Origin of the sequence: Rhabdothermincola salaria, assembly GCF_021246445.1 — a bacterium.
GTDB lineage: Bacteria > Actinomycetota > Acidimicrobiia > Acidimicrobiales > Acidimicrobilacustridaceae > Rhabdothermincola_A > Rhabdothermincola_A salaria.
Genome location: NZ_JAJQXW010000001.1, coordinates 482,689 through 497,682 on the forward strand (window position 1 = coordinate 482,689; position 14,994 = coordinate 497,682).

A 14,994-nucleotide genomic window follows, 5' to 3' on the forward strand; every position below is an offset into this window, starting at 1 on the left:
GGTCCCTCGACCCGCGATCCCTATCCTGGGCTCGTGACTGTCATCGATGTGACCGACGCGACCTTCCAGACCGAGGTCCTCGACCGTTCCCAGACCACCCCGGTGGTGGTCGACCTCTGGGCCCCCTGGTGCGGGCCGTGCAAGACGCTCGGGCCGCTGCTCGAGAGCGTGGTGGGGGCGACCGAGGGGCGGGTCGTGCTGGCCAAGGTCAACGTCGACGACAACCCGGCGACCTCGCAGGCCTTCCGGGTGCAGAGCATCCCTGCGGTCTACGCGGTGAGCGGCGGCCAGGTCGTCGACGGCTTCGTCGGCGCCCAGGGTCCCGACGAGGTGCAGGCGTTCGTCGACAAGCTCGGCGGGGGCGGCGAACCGAGCGAGATCGACCTGCTGCGTGAGGCCGGCGACGAGGCGTCCCTGCGCCAGGCGCTCGAGCTCGAGCCGGACAACCCCGACGTCATCGCCGACCTGGCCGAGCTGCTGGTGGGCGACGAGCGTCGCGACGAGGCGCTGGAGCTGTTGGCTCGGGTGCCCGAGACCCCCGCCATCCGTCGCGTCGCCGCCCTGGCTCGCAGCGGTGGCGACTTCGCGTCGGAGGCCGAGGTCGAGGCCAAGCTCGTCGAGCTGCTCGACCGGGTCAAGGACGACGACGCGGCCCGCCAGGAGTACGTCGACCTCCTCGAGCTGCTCGGGCCCGACGACCCCCGCACCGCGACGTACCGCAAGAAGCTCACCACCCGTCTGTTCTGAGCCGGTCGATCCCGGTCTCGGCCGCCGACCCGGTCCCGGTCCCGGGGCGTGGCCGGGCCACCCGGGGCCGGTCAGCCCCCCTTCCCCCTCGGCGTCGGGCGTTCTAGGCTCGGGGCGCCCTCCGGTCGGACCCGGTCGGGTGCCCAGCACGTCACTTCCCCCGACGACGGCCCGATGGCGCGCACCAGCGCGACGTCACGGTTTCGTAGGGGTCTCGGGTGGCCGAACCAGGTGCCAGCGACACGGTCGACGAGCGCGCTCGGATCGCCCTCGAGGCGCTGCGAGCGCACGAGCCCTCCGACCGCAGTCCGGTGGTCGCGCCCGACTACGAGCTCGAGGGCGTCGTCGTCGACCACGGCCTCCCGGCCTGGGTCGAGGACATCCACGGGCGGGTGGCGGCTCGCTGGCCGGTCCTCGACGAGCGTCCGGGGTGGACCGTGGGTCTGTTGGCCGTCGTCGGGGCGGTCCTGGTGGGAGTGGGGGCGTGGTGGCTGACCGGTGGCGGGTCGTCAGGAGGCGGGCCGCCTCCCACCTTGGCGTTCACCTCCACCAGCGCAGCGGCGGCAGCCGAGGAGACGCCCCCGGCCGGCTCGGGCTCGCCGTCCACCGCCCCCACGGCGCTGGTGGTGCACGCCGCCGGTGCCGTCCACCAGCCGGGTGTCCACCGCCTCGAACCCGGGGCCCGGGTCGCCGACGTGGTGGCCGCCGCCGGCGGGGCCACCCCCGATGCCGACCTCGACCGGGTGAACCTGGCCGCGCCCGTCGCTGACGGCGAGCGGCTCTACGTCCCCCGTCTGGGTCAGCCCGATCCACCGCTGGTGGCCGGATCCGGTGGCGGTCCATCCGGCGGTTCCGCGTCGGGACCCGGTGCCTCCGAAGGCGGCACGGGGCCGATCGACGTCAACGCCGCCACCGTGGCCGAGCTCGACGCCTTGCCCGGCGTCGGGCCCGCCACCGCCGAGGCCATCGTGGCCCACCGGGAGACCAACGGACCCTTCCGACGGGTCGAGGATCTCCTCGGGGTGCGAGGCATCGGTCCGTCCAAGCTCGACGGGCTGCGCGACCACGTCGTGATCGGGTGAGCACCACCCCCGCGGTGGGACCGGACCCCGAGTGGGGCGGGGTGGCGGTGGCCCGTCGGGTGTGGTGGTGGTGGGCCCGCCAGGCTCGGGCCCGACAACTCGACGATCCGGCGGCGGTGGTGCTGGCCGGGTCGGCGGCGTTGGGGACGCTGGCCGCCGTTCCGGTCCCGGTGCCGGTGGCGGCGGTCCTGGCCGCGGCCGCGCTCGCCGCCCGACGCGTCCTGCTGGTGTGGTGTGCCGCCGCCCTGCTCACCTCGGCCCTGGCCGCGCAGGCCTGGGCGGGGCTGGCCGCCATCGAGGCCGGGCCCCACGACGGGATGGTGACCCTGGCCCGAGACCCGGAGGCGGTCGTGGGGGCCTGGCGGGTGGAGGTCGTCGCCGACGGTCACCGCCTCGAGGCGTGGGCTCGCGGTGGGGCCGGCGCGGCGCTGAAGGACCGGGCCGCCGGCCAGCGGGTGCGGGTGCGTGGGCGCGTGGAGCCGGTGCAGGGTGTGCCCTGGTTGGCGGCTCGTCACGTGGCCGGGCGCCTGGTGATCGACGACGTGGGGGAGTGGGAGGACGGTGACCCGCTGTCCCGCCTGGCCAACGCGGTGCGCGCGCTGGTGCGTCGGGGTGCCGAGCGCCTGCCTCGCGAGCAGCGTGCGCTGCTGCTCGGATTCGTGCTCGGCGACGGTCGCGAGCAACCGCCCGAGGTGGCCGACGACTTCGACGCCGCCGGTCTGCAGCACCTCCTCGTCGTGTCCGGCCAGAACGTGGCGTTCGTGCTCGCCGCCATCGGCCCGGGCCTGCGTCGACTCGGTCCGCGCGCCCGCCTGGTGGCCACCGTCGCCGTGCTGGTGGTGTTCGCCACCGTGACGCGCTTCGAGCCGTCGGTGCTGCGGGCCACGGCCATGGCCGCTCTGGCCGTGCTCGGGGCCAGCCTCGGTCGTCCCGCGTCGGGCGTGCGGGTCCTGGCCCTGGCCGGCACGGCGCTGTTGGTGGCCGACCCCTTCCTCATCCACTCGATCGCCTTCCGGCTCTCGGCCGCCGCCTCGGCCGGCATCTTGTTGCTCTCGGGGCCGCTGGCGCGCGCTGTCCCCGGTCCCCGGTTCGTCGTCGTGCCCCTCGCGGTGACCCTGGCGGCGCAGGCCGCCGTCGCCCCGGTGCTGGTGCCCATCTTCGGGCCCATGCCGGTGGCGGCCATTCCCGCCAACCTCCTGGCCGGACCGGTGGCGGGGCTGGTGATGATGTGGGGGTGCAGTGCCGGGTTGGTGGCCGGGGTCGTCGGTGGACCGGTGGCCGGCCTGCTGCAGTGGCCCACCGGGCTGGGGATCGCCTGGGTGGCGGGCGTGGCCCGTTGGGGAGGGGCCCTGCCGCTCGGGCAGGTGGGGCTCCTCGGGGTCGTGGTGGCCGTCGCCGGCGGGGCCGGCCTCGGTCTGGCTCGCGCCCGGTCCCGGCCCGGGTGGGCGCTGGTGTGCGCTCTGGTCGTCGTGGCGGCCCTCCTCGCGCCCGCGGTGGGCGAGGTGAGGCGGGACCCTCGCCCGGGGGTCGCCGAGGTGTCCGGTGGCGTGGTCTGGCGCGGTGCCGCGGGCGAGGGCGCCGGCGGCCGCCGGGCCGTCGTGGTGGTGCTCGACGGTGACGCCTCGGCGGAGTACCTGCTCCGCGACCTGCGTGAGGCGGGCATCGGACGGGTCGACCTGGTGGTGTCCCGGTCCGGCGGCTCGCGTGCCGCGTCCACGCTCGCCGTGCTGGCCCGTCGGGTGTCGATCGATCAGGTGTGGGCCCCGTCGGGTCACGACATCGCCGGGGCCGTCGTCCCTCCCGTGGGCGTTTCGGCCGCCGGTGGGGTGCAGGTCGACGTGCGGGCCGTGACGCCGCGGCTCGAGGTGGATGTCGCCGTCCTCGGCGCCAGCCGACCCTCGGCTCGGTGAGCCCTCGGTCCGACCGGTCGAGGCCATCGGGCCCCGCTGTAGGGTCGGTCCCCGTGTTCCTCGACCTCGGCACCACGCGCTTCGACATCACCCACCGCGCCGTGGTCATGGGCATCTTGAACCGCACCCCGGACTCGTTCTACGACCAGGGCGCCTATTACGACTTCGACGCCTTCCTGCGCAAGGCCGAGCAGCTGGTCACCGACGGCGCCGACTTCCTCGACGTCGGCGGCGTGAAGGCCGGGCCCGGCGAGGAGGTCACCGAGGCCGAGGAGCTCGAGCGCGTCGTGCCGGCGGTCGAGGCCCTGCGGGCCCGATTCGATCTCCCGCTCTCGGTCGACACCTGGCGAGCGTCGGTGGCCGAGGCCTGCTTCGCGGCCGGCGCGGTGGTGGGCAACGACATCAGCGGGTTCGCCGACCCCGACTACCTCGCTGTCTGTGCGGCGGCCGGCGCCTCGGTCGTCGCCACCCACATCCGCCTGGCGCCCCGGGTGCCCGACCCGGACCCCCACTACGACGACCTCGTCGTCGACGTGTGCGACTTCCTGCGCGACCGGGCCCGGAGGGCCCGTGAGGCCGGCATACCGGCCGAGCGGATCATGGTCGACGCCGGCCTCGATCTCGGCAAGACCGAGGAGCAGTCCCTCATCTTGTTGCGCCGCTCCGACGCTCTGGCCGAGCTGGGCCACCCGGTCTTCCTGTCGGCGTCGAACAAGCGCTTCCTGTGGACCCTGCTCGGGGTCGAGCGCCACGAGGCCGGCGAGGGCACCATGGCCGCCCATGCGCTCGGCATCGCCCTCGGTTGTCGGGTGCTCCGGGCCCACGACGTCCGCGACGGCCGCCGGGTGGCCGACACCATGGCCGCCATCCTGGAGGCCGCGTGACACCCCCCACGCCGGCCCCCGCGCCGCCCCCCACGCCACCGGCCACGCCGGCCCCCGCGCCGCCGGCCACTCCCGATCCGTTCTTGCATGGTTTCGGCGCACTCCAGTGCGCCGAAACCATGCAAGAAGGCGTGTCGGGGGCTTCGGGGCGGTCGGGGGCGTCGCCGCGGGGGGCGGGGTCGCTGCGATGAACGTCGATCTTTCGGCGCCGGTGTACCTGGTCAAGGGGGCCGACGAGGTGCTGCTGGGCGATGCCGTGGTCGACCTGGTGCGGGCCCTGGTGGGCGACGGCGACCGGTCGCTGATGGTCGAGGAGCTCACCGCCGACGCCTACGACGGTGACGAGGGCATGGACATCGCCCCGCTGGTCGACGCCGCCCAGACCTCTCCCTTCCTCACCGAGCGCCGGGTCGTGGTCGCCCGCCATGCCGGGGTGTTCAGCACCAAGGACGCGGTGGCGCCGCTGGTCGGCTACCTCGCCGACCCGCTGCCCACCACGTCGCTGGTGCTGGTGTGGGAGAAGGACACGCGCCCCAACAAGCAGGGCCGCCTGGCCAACGTGCCCCGCAGCCTGAGCGACGCGGTCACCACGGCCGGCGGCGTGGTGGTCGACACCGCGCCCGGCACCGGCAAGGCCCGCGCCTCGTGGGTCGACGAGCACCTGCGCGACGCGTCCGTCACCCTCGACAACCCAGCCCGAGCGGCGCTGGTGACCCACCTCGGTGACGAGGCCAACCGTCTCCCCGGCCTGTTGTCGACGCTCGAGGGCGTCTTCGGGCCCGGTGCCCGGCTCGGGGTCGACCAGGTGATGCCGTACCTCGGCGAGGCCGGGGACGTGGCCCCCTGGGACCTCACCGACGCCATCGATGCCGGCGATGTCCCCAAGGCGCTCGACCAGCTGCACCGCATGCTGGCCGGGGGCGGCCGTCATCCGTTGCAGGTCATGGCCACGCTGACCAACCACGTGGTGCGCATGGTCCGCCTCGACGACCCCACCATCCGGGGGGAGAAGGCGGCCGCCGAGGCCCTGGGCATCAAGGGCTCGACCTTCCCGGCCAAGAAGGCGCTCGCCGGGGCCCAGCGGCTCGGTTCGGAACGGCTGGCCGAGCTGGTGGGCCTGGTCGCCCAGGCCGACCTCGATCTGCACGGGGCCAAGGCGTGGCCGCCGGAGCTGGTGGTCGAGGTGCTGGTGGCCCGTCTGGCCGGCCGGAGCCGGGCCGCCACCCGCCGCTGACCACACCGCCCAGAGCGCACCTCACCGCCCTGGCGCTGGTACGTCCCACCCGACCCGCCCGGACCCACCCGACCCCACGCGTACCTGTCGGGTTTGGGCGCTACCTGTCCACGCCCAAACCTGACAGGTTGCCGTTCGGGTGAAGGCACGAGGGGGTCGTGGGTCGGAGGGGGTCGCGAGAGTCATGGACCCGAGGGCGAGGGGTGGCAGACGCGACACGACCGGAGCCTGGGCTCCGGTCGTTCGGTGATGCGGGTGCGGGCCGTCGGTGCGGCCCGTCGGCTCAGCTGGCCTCGGTGTCGGCCTCGGCGGCGGCCGCGGCGCGCTTCATGAGTCGGCTCTTGCGGCGAGCGGCCTGGTTCTTGTGGATGACGCCCTTGCTGGCCGCCTTGTCGATGCGCTTGATGGCCTCGTTGAGGGCGGCGGTCGCCTCCTCGCCACCTTCGGCGGCGGTGACCTCGGCCCGCTTGGTGCGGGTCTTGAGCTCGGAGCGCACGGCCTTGTTGCGAAGGCGCCGCTTCTCGTTCTGCCGGTTGCGCTTGATCTGGCTCTTGATGTTGGCCACGTGGAGACCTTCGTTCGTGCGAGATGGGGGGTCGTGCGAGAGGGGGAACGGGGTCCGGGCGCGCGGCGCCGGACACGAAGTGACGATGATAGCGGGCGAGGGAGCAGGGATCACAACCGCGTCCGACGACCGCAGGGCCGCCGGCCCCTCGGCAGTAGGCTCGACACCGCCGCGCCGGCCACGACGTCGCCTCGTGGCTGCTCGCCCCCCGTCACGTTCAAGGATCGCCGGTTCCCGTTGCCCACGCTCGAACGCTTCCGCAACCTCTGCATCATCGCCCACATCGACCACGGCAAGTCCACCCTGGCCGATCGGCTGCTCGAGCTGTGCGGTGCCGTCGACCCCCGTGACATGCGCGCCCAGTACCTCGACTCGATGGACATCGAGCGCGAGCGGGGCATCACCATCAAGTTGCAGAGCGTCCGCCTCGAGCACCGCGACCACACGATCCACCTCATCGACACGCCCGGCCACGTGGACTTCGGCTACGAGGTCAGCCGGTCGTTGGCCGCGTGCGAGGGGGCCATCCTCATCGTCGACGCCGCCCAGGGGATCGAGGCCCAGACCCTGGCGAACTGCTACCTGGCCATCGAGCACGACCTCGAGATCGTGGCCTGCCTCAACAAGATCGACCTCCCCGCGGCCGAGCCCGATCGCTACGCCGCCGAGATCGAGAAAGTGCTCGGCATCCCCGCCGACGAGATCCTGCGCATCAGCGCCAAGACCGGCGAGGGGGTCGAGGACCTTCTCGACGCCGTCGTCGACCGCATCCCGCCGCCCGAGGGAGACCCGGAAGCGCCGCTGCAGGGGCTCATCTTCGACTCCCACTTCGACCAGTACCGGGGCGTGGTGTCGTCGGTGCGGGTGATGCAGGGCACCCTCGACACCGGCGCCAAGCTGCGCTTCGTGCAGGCGGGCGCCACCTACGAGGCCGACGAGGTCGGGGTGCGCACCCCGAACCCGACGCCGGTGAAGGCGCTCGGCGCCGGCGAGGTCGGCTACCTGATCGCCGGCATCAAGGACGTCGGCGAGGCCCGTTCCGGTGAGACCGTCACCACCGTGGCCCGGCCCGCCCCGGCGCTCGAGGGCTACCTCGAACCCAAGCCCATGGTGTTCTGCGGGCTGTACCCCATCGACGGTGACGAGTTCACGTCGCTGCGCGAAGCCCTCGAGAAGCTCCGGCTCAACGACTCCAGCTACACCTACCAGCCCGAGAGCTCCGGCGCGCTCGGCTTCGGGTTCCGCTGCGGCTTCCTCGGGCTGTTGCACATGGAGATCATCCGCGAGCGCCTCGAGCGGGAGTTCAACCTGTCGCTCATCGCCACCGCACCGTCGGTGCAGTACATCGTGCACAAGGACACCGGCGACACGATCACCATCGACAACCCGAGCGAGCTGCCGCCCGCCGGCGAGGTCGACCACATCGAGGAGCCCTTCCTCACGGTCACGATCCTCACGCCCACCACCTACACGGGTGCACTGATGGAGCTGTGCCAGAACCGCCGCGGCGAGCTCGACAAGATCGAGTACCTGTCGCCCGAGCGCATGGAGCTCGTCTACCGGCTGCCGCTCGCCGAGGTGGTCACCGACTTCTTCGACCAGATGAAGAGCCGCACCCAGGGCTACGCCAGCCTCGACTACGAACCGGCCGGCTACCGCAGCTCGAACCTCGTGAAGGTCGACATCCTGCTCAACGCGGTGCCTGTCGACGCCTTCAGCATGATCGTGCACAAGGACAAGGCCTACGCCTACGGCCTGCGCATGACCGAGAAGCTCAAGGAGCTCATCCCCCGCCAGCTCTTCGACGTGCCCATCCAGGCCGCCATCGGCGGGCGCATCATCGCCCGCGAGACGGTGAAGGCCAAGCGCAAGGACGTGCTGGCCAAGTGCTACGGCGGCGACATCAGCCGCAAGCGCAAGCTGCTCGAGAAGCAGAAGGAGGGCAAGAAGAAGATGAAGAACATCGGACGCGTCGAGGTCCCCCAGGAGGCCTTCGTCTCCGCCCTCCGCCTGGAGGACTGAGCCACCAGAGGACGGGTCTTGCTCTGCCGGCTCGTCGAGATCCTCGGCCTGGTCGAGCCTCCTCTCGTCGCGGCGTCGTCTGTCACCCGGGTGGACAGCGTGCGCCTTGAGTCTGCACCCAGCGACGCTGTGCCTCTACATGAGCCCCGCGACGACCGATAGGGTTCACCCATGGTGCGGGGCTTGGCTCTCCTCGTGGTGTTGGCGCTCGCCGGCACCGCCTGCGGAAGCGAGGACGGCGCCACCGGCAGCTCCGGCGCCACCGACACCACGGCGGCGACCAGCGATGCGTCGTCGGGCGGCGACACGGCCTCTGATGACACTGCCTCTGAGGACACGGGCTCTGACGGCACGGGCGGGTCGACCACGAGCGAAGCCGGGACCGGCAGCGGCTCGGCCACGGTCACCCACGCAGGCTCCCAGTACGAGTTCGTGGTGATCCAGTGCGTGCGCGACGTGCCGTCGGCCATCACCGACAGCGTCGTGGCGCTGCAAGCCGACGGTGTCACGGCGGGCACACCCGATGGCGTGGTCGCTGACCTCCTCGGGGTCATCGAGGAAGGCACCGATGTGGCGGCTGCCCTCGCGCCCGCGCTGGCCCACGGCCCGGTGTTGAGCGTCACCCGGGTCGAAGGTGGAGGAGACCAGCTCGCGATCATCACGGAGTCGGAGCCCATCGTCACGACCGCAGATCCGACCGACCCCGCCCACCGTTTCCTGGACATCGACGGTGGCACCGTGAGCGGGACGGGGTCGACCGACCAAGGAGCGATGTCCCTTGACCTCACCTGTCCCTGATGCCATGAAGGCCGCCGCCGCGCTGGTGCTGGTCGCGGTGCTCAGCCCGTTGTTGCTGGGCTGCGGGAACGGCGACGACGACACCGCCGGCGGCGGCGGCGACCCTGCGGTCCCGACGGCCGAGGACGCCGACGACTCCTCGACCGACCCGCCCACGGGCGACGACGCCGAGTCCGACGACGCCGAGTCCGACGACGCCGAGTCCGACGACGCCGCCGCCGAGGTGGTCGAGGAGCACTGGTTCAACGAGATCGACCAGTTCGATCGCCCTCGTGTGCGATGGACCGGGATCGTCGAGAACGTGGGATCGCAGCCGGTGGAGGTGTCCGTCGAGATCGAGGCGCTGGATGCCGATGGTGAGACGCTCGGCTCGGCCGACAGCCAGTTCCCCTGGCTCGTCGCTCCGGGCGAGCAGATGCCCTTCAGCCTCGCCATCGGTCGCCTCCCGACCGAGGCGACGTCCGTCGAGAGCGCCCTCTTGCTCGACGACCTCCCGGACTTCCGTGCCGAGCGGGTGGGCACCGCGACGTTCACCGGGGAGCTCGTCGACGTCGTCTTCGACGACGGCCGGGACTTCGTGGTCCGTGCCGACGTCGAGGTGGAGAACGTCGGAACGGTCGGGTGGGGTCCGGACTTCGCGCTCGCGGTCTACGCCGCCGACGGCACGCTCGTCAGCGGCGGTTGGGCGTCAGCGAACGCTGAGGTGCTCTGTCCGGGTGACACCACGGTCGTCGGGGGTGAGCTCACGATCAACCCTCCACCCGACTTCGACCCGGCGAGTGCCGACGTCAGGGTTCACATGATCGACTTCGAGCTGGCCGAGTCGGTGACCGGCGACTGCTGAGACAAGCCGCCTCACTCCCGTCCCGGCCCAGACGCAGAAGGCCGACGATCTCGCAGGCGGCACCGTCCGGGCTCGACCAGAGGCCCACCGCGTCGGTCTGGCCCGTCGTCGCGACGCCGATGGGATGCTCGCCGGCTAGCAGTCGCGGGGGTCGTCTGCTGGCCGTGGGCCCGGCCCGGTAGGATCGGATGAAGATCGGCCCACCGGCCGTCACCACCTCGGCCCACGGCCGGACCCACTCGTAGCCGCAGCACCCGATCAACGGACGTCCCATGCTCGACGATCGCAAGGCCACCATCCTGCGGGCGGTGGTCACCGAGTACATCGAGACCGCACAACCAGTCGGCTCCGGCCACGTGGCCAAGGCGCCGGACGTCACCGTGTCCTCGGCCACGGTGCGCAACGACATGGCCGCCCTGGAGGCCGAGGGCTACCTCGACCAGCCCCACACCAGCGCGGGTCGCATCCCCACCGAGAAGGGCTACCGCTTCTTCGTCGATCACCTCGGCGGCCCCGGTCGCCTGGGTGCCACGGAGACCCAGCAGGTGCGCACCTTCTTCTCGCGCACCCACGGTGAGATCGAGCAGATGCTCTCCGACACGAGCCGCCTGCTGTCCCAGCTCACCCGCTACGCCGCCGTGGTGGTCGGCCCGCCCCACGAGGTGGCCACCATCAAGTCGGTGCAGCTGGTGTCGCTGACGGCCCGGGTCGTGCTGGTGGTGCTGGTGCTGTCCAATGGAGCGATCGAGAAGCACACGATCGAGCTCGACGACGACGTCGACGAGCTGGTGGTCAACGCCGCCGGGGTCCGGTTGGCGTCGATGGTCATCGGTCGGTCGCTGGCCGACGCCGCCTCGGTGGAGGTCGACGAGGACCTCACCCGCCCCGCCTCGTCGCCGGCCGGCGCCGACGGTGTCGGGTCTGTGGTCCGCGCCGCCATGGCGGCTCTGCGCGGCGAGCACCGCCACGACGACCAGGTCTACATCGGCGGCACCTCCGACATGGCCGCCGCGTTCGACGCCGTCGGCACGGTCAGCGAGATCCTGCGCATCCTCGAACAGCAGCTCGTGGTCGTGAGCCTCCTCGAGGACGTGCTCGATCGCGGCCTGTCCGTGGCCATCGGCACCGAGACCGGCAACCAGGCCCTGGCCGACTGCTCCCTGGTCGTGGCCCCCTACGTGGTCGACGGCGAGGCCGCCGGCTCCATCGGGGTCCTCGGCCCCACCCGCATGCACTACTCACAGGCCCTCGCCGCCGTTGCCGTCGTGAGCAACCGGCTGGGCCGCCGTCTCAGCGAGGGCTGACACCAACCTCCATGGCTGACTACTACGAGCTCCTCGGGGTCTCCCGCGACGCCACCGCCGACGACATCAAGCGGTCCTATCGTCGACTCGCCCGCGAGCACCATCCCGATGCCAACCCCGGCGACGTCGAGGCCGAGGCCCGCTTCAAGCAGGTGGCCGTGGCCTACGAGACCCTCTCCGACCCCGAGCGCCGCCGCCAGTACGACATGTTCGGCGAGGCCGGACCCGGGGCGCAGTCGCCCTTCGGCGGCGGCGGGCTGGGCGACATCTTCGACATGTTCTTCAACCAGGGCGGGTTCGGTGGTGGTGGCCAGACGGCCCCGAGCGGCCCGCCGCGGGGCAGCGACCTCGAAGCCGTGGTCGACCTCGAGTTCGCCGACGCCGTGTTCGGTGCCCAGGCACCCGTGTCGGTGCGTACGGCCATGCCCTGCGACGACTGCGAGGCCACGGGGGCCGCGCCCGGCTCGCAGGCCCAGACCTGCGTCGAGTGCGCGGGCGTCGGCCAGGTGCGCCGGGTGCGCCAGTCGATCCTCGGGCAGATGGTCACGGCCGGCCCGTGTCCCCGGTGCAACGGGTTCGGCACGGTCGTGCCCACGCCGTGCCCCACCTGTCGGGGCGAAGGCCGCAGCATCGAGGAGCACACCTTCAACGTCGACGTCCCGGCGGGGGTCGACACCGGCGCCACGCTGCGCCTGCCCGGTCGGGGCGCCGTGGGTCCCCGCGGCGGGGCCGCCGGCGACCTCTACGTGCACGTGCGGGTCGCACCCGACGACCGCTTCGTGCGCCACGGCGACGACCTCCACCACGACCTGCACGTCGCCGCCACCCAGGCCGCGCTGGGCGCCGAGATCCCCCTCACCACGCTCGACGGCGACGAGGTCGTGGCGGTGGCCCCCGGGACCCAGACCGGCAAGGTGCACCGGCTGCGAGGCCAGGGCGTGCCCCACCTCCAGAGCCGCGGGCGAGGCGACCTGCTGGTCCAGATCGTGGTCGACACGCCCACCGAGCTCTCCGAGGAGGAGGCCGAGCTGCTGCGCCAGTTGGCCGAGCTCCGAGGCGAGGAGGTCGCCTCGCCGGAGTCAGGGCTGTTCTCGCGGCTCAAGTCGGCCTTCAAGTAGAGGTGCCCTCGTTGGCGGCGGGCGTCCCCGGGGGCACTGCGCCCCACGTTGGCGTCGACGACGTCGAGGTCCCGATCCTCGCTGGCGACGACCGGCACCACCTCGAGCGGGCCCTTCGGCTCCGCGCCGGCGATCGTGTCAGCGTCACCGACGGCGCCGGTCGGTGGCGGTGGTGCCGCTTCGGTCCCGAGCTGGTGCCCGACGGTCCCGTCGAGGCGGACCCGCCGCCGTCGCCGCCGATCACGGTGGCCTTCGCCCTGGTGAAGGGGGAGCGGCCCGAGCTGGTGGTGCAGAAGCTCACCGAGGTGGGCGTCGACCGCATCGTGCCGTTCTTCGCCGAACGGTCGGTGGTGCGCTGGGACGAGGCCAAGGCGGCCCGGCACCACGAGCGCCTCGTGCGCATCGCCCGGGAGGCGGCCATGCAGTGTCGCCGGACCTGGTGGCCCGAGGTGGTGGAGACGACCCGCTTCGAGGTCGTCGCCGCGCTTCCCGGGGCGGTCGCCGCCGAACGCCACGGCGCCGCCCCGTCACTCGAGCACCCCGTCGTGCTCATCGGTCCGGAAGGGGGCTGGTCCGACGAGGAACGCGGACGGCTGCCCGGTCTGGTCGGTCTCGGGCCCACGGTGCTGCGGGCCGAGACGGCGGCCATCGCCGCCGGGGTCGTCCTCTCGGCGCTGCGCTCGGCGGTCGTTCGACCGGTCTCGCCGCCGGACGCCTGACGTGCTCCGTCGGACCACGGCCACCGAGGGTCGTTGTCGTGGCGATGCCCCGGGAGTACGCTGACCACGCTGAGTGGCGAAGCCGCCGGGCGGCCTCTCTGCCGCCGTCTCGCCTCGGCGCTCGTTTCCATGGAGGAACCCCGATGACCGACACCGTGACCGGTGAGATGACCGAGACGTACAGCCGCAAGGTCGGCGACCGTCTACGGGCCATCCGACGCCAGAAGCGGCTGAGCCTCCAGGACGTGGAGGCGGCGTCGGACCTCGAGTTCAAGGCGTCGGTGCTGGGCGCGTACGAGCGCGGGGAGCGGGCCATCTCGGTCCCGCGCCTGCAGCGGCTGGCCCGCTTCTACAACGTCCCGGTCGATCAGCTGCTGCCCAACGACGACGGCCCCGCCTTCGCCGAGGACGGGCCCGCGATGGGCATCATCGACGAGCGCTCCTTCACCATCGACCTGCGCCGCCTCGAGGACCTCACCGGCCCCGAGGCCGACATGTTGAACCGCTACCTGAGCATGATCCAGGTGCAACGCCAGGACTTCAACGGTCGGGTGCTCACCATCCGCAAGGACGACCTGCGAGCCATCGCCTGCATCCTCGGCGTGGGCCCGAGTTCGGCCACCGAGCGTCTCGGCGACCTGGGACTCGGCCACGGCGTCTCCTGACCCGGTGACGTCGGCCCCCCTCGGGGCGCCCGCCCCGGCCTTCGGCGTCTACGTCCACATCCCGTTCTGCGCTCGTCGCTGCGACTACTGCGCGTTCGCCACCTGGACCGACCGCCACCACCTGACTGACGCCTACCTCGGCGCCGTGCGCGCCGACATCGACGGTCACCGTCGCTCGGGGGCCATGGGCCCCGCCACCTCCGTGTTCGTCGGCGGTGGCACCCCGTCGCTGGTGCCGGCGGCCGACCTCGTCGCCGTGCTGGCCGGCATCCCGCTGGCCCCGGGCGCCGAGGTCACCGTCGAGTGCAACCCCGACACCGTCGACGAGCACTCGCTGGCGACCTATCGGGCCGGCGGGGTGACCCGGCTCTCGTTCGGCGTGCAGTCGATGGTGCCCGAGGTGCTCGTCGCCCTCGGACGTTCCCACGACCCCGACAACGTCAGGCGCGCCGTGGACGCGGCGCGAGCCGTCGGGTTCGAGACGTTCAACCTCGATCTCATCTACGGCGGTGCGGGCGAGACGCTGGCGCAGTGGCGCACCACCCTGGAGGCGGTGGTGGCCCTCGACCCGCCTCATGTGAGCGCCTACGCCTTGACCGTCGAGGCCGGTACCCCGTTGGCCGCCGACCCGGCCCGTCACCCCGACGACGACGATCAGGCCGACAAGTACCTCATGGCCGACGAGGTCCTGGGCGCCTCCGGGTTGGAGAACTACGAGATCTCCAACTGGGCCCGTGCGGGGCACCGTTGCCGCCACAACGAGCTCTACTGGGCGCAGGGCGACTACCTGGGCGTTGGTTGTGCCGCCCACTCGCATCGGGGCGGGCGCCGGTGGTGGAACCTGCGCACCCCGGAGCGCTACATCGAGGCGGTGCAGGCCGGCGAGTCCACCGAGGCGGCCCACGAGGACCTCGACGACGACCGCCGGCGCATCGAGGGGCTGCAGCTGTCGTTGCGCACCGGGGCCGGCGTGCCCGAAGCGGCGCTGGCCGCCGACGACCTGGCGGTGCTCGACGGGCTGGTCGAGCACCGCGCCGGTCGGATCCGGCTGACCGTCGAGGGTCGTCTCCTGGCCAACGAGGTGGCCGTCCGCCTGCGCTGA

At 72.6% G+C, this 14,994-nt stretch carries 14 protein-coding genes; 13 read left to right on the forward strand and 1 reads right to left on the reverse strand.

What is annotated here, in order from left to right:
• Window positions 1-33: 33 nt before the first annotated feature.
• From LUW87_RS02300 to holA, 5 genes are all read left to right on the forward strand, one after another.
• Entirely contained in the window at window positions 34-747 is a 714-nt protein-coding gene (locus tag LUW87_RS02300) for a tetratricopeptide repeat protein (protein WP_232669459.1), read from the forward strand.
• Window positions 748-965: 218 nt separating this feature from the next.
• On the forward strand, window positions 966-1,829 hold the full coding sequence (locus LUW87_RS18985; RefSeq protein ID WP_232669460.1) for a ComEA family DNA-binding protein: 864 nt from the start codon (window positions 966-968) through the stop codon (window positions 1,827-1,829).
• Window positions 1,826-3,739, forward strand: a complete 1,914-nt coding sequence (locus LUW87_RS02310; protein WP_232669461.1) for a ComEC/Rec2 family competence protein — start codon at window positions 1,826-1,828, stop codon at window positions 3,737-3,739. The genes LUW87_RS18985 and LUW87_RS02310 overlap by 4 nt, the downstream gene beginning before the upstream one ends.
• A 53-nt stretch (window positions 3,740-3,792) precedes the next feature.
• The gene (folP, locus tag LUW87_RS02315; RefSeq protein WP_232669462.1) at window positions 3,793-4,623 is read left to right on the forward strand and encodes a dihydropteroate synthase; all 831 of its coding nucleotides are present in this window, start codon (window positions 3,793-3,795) and stop codon (window positions 4,621-4,623) included.
• Between the two features lie 187 nt (window positions 4,624-4,810).
• Window positions 4,811-5,857, forward strand: a complete 1,047-nt coding sequence (holA, locus tag LUW87_RS02320; RefSeq protein WP_232669463.1) for a DNA polymerase III subunit delta — start codon at window positions 4,811-4,813, stop codon at window positions 5,855-5,857.
• Between the two features lie 283 nt (window positions 5,858-6,140).
• Here the strand turns inward: holA and rpsT are convergent, their stop codons facing one another.
• A complete protein-coding gene (gene rpsT, locus LUW87_RS02325; RefSeq protein WP_232669464.1) occupies window positions 6,141-6,422 on the reverse strand; it encodes a 30S ribosomal protein S20 in 282 nt (93 codons plus the stop codon).
• 237 nt (window positions 6,423-6,659) lie between these two features.
• On the opposite strand from rpsT, the gene lepA reads away from it, so the two are divergent.
• From lepA to hemW, 8 genes are all read left to right on the forward strand, one after another.
• Window positions 6,660-8,444, forward strand: a complete 1,785-nt coding sequence (gene lepA / locus LUW87_RS02330) for a translation elongation factor 4 (RefSeq protein WP_232669465.1) — start codon at window positions 6,660-6,662, stop codon at window positions 8,442-8,444.
• Window positions 8,445-8,615: 171 nt separating this feature from the next.
• Window positions 8,616-9,242, forward strand: a complete 627-nt coding sequence (locus LUW87_RS02335; protein WP_232669466.1) for a hypothetical protein — start codon at window positions 8,616-8,618, stop codon at window positions 9,240-9,242.
• The gene (locus LUW87_RS02340; protein ID WP_232669467.1) at window positions 9,223-10,086 is read left to right on the forward strand and encodes an FxLYD domain-containing protein; all 864 of its coding nucleotides are present in this window, start codon (window positions 9,223-9,225) and stop codon (window positions 10,084-10,086) included. Before LUW87_RS02335 ends, LUW87_RS02340 begins: the two co-directional genes overlap by 20 nt.
• 272 nt (window positions 10,087-10,358) lie before the next feature.
• Window positions 10,359-11,390, forward strand: a complete 1,032-nt coding sequence (hrcA, locus tag LUW87_RS02345) for a heat-inducible transcriptional repressor HrcA (RefSeq protein ID WP_232669468.1) — start codon at window positions 10,359-10,361, stop codon at window positions 11,388-11,390.
• 11 nt (window positions 11,391-11,401) lie between these two features.
• Window positions 11,402-12,508, forward strand: a complete 1,107-nt coding sequence (gene dnaJ, locus LUW87_RS02350; RefSeq protein WP_232669469.1) for a molecular chaperone DnaJ — start codon at window positions 11,402-11,404, stop codon at window positions 12,506-12,508.
• Between the two features lie 11 nt (window positions 12,509-12,519).
• Window positions 12,520-13,227 (forward strand): RsmE family RNA methyltransferase, encoded by a 708-nt coding sequence (locus tag LUW87_RS02355; RefSeq protein WP_232669470.1) that lies wholly within the window; start codon window positions 12,520-12,522, stop codon window positions 13,225-13,227.
• 143 nt (window positions 13,228-13,370) lie between these two features.
• Entirely contained in the window at window positions 13,371-13,892 is a 522-nt protein-coding gene (locus LUW87_RS02360; RefSeq protein ID WP_232669471.1) for a transcriptional regulator, read from the forward strand.
• A gap of 4 nt (window positions 13,893-13,896) precedes the next feature.
• On the forward strand, window positions 13,897-14,994 hold the full coding sequence (gene hemW, locus LUW87_RS02365) for a radical SAM family heme chaperone HemW (protein ID WP_232669472.1): 1,098 nt from the start codon (window positions 13,897-13,899) through the stop codon (window positions 14,992-14,994).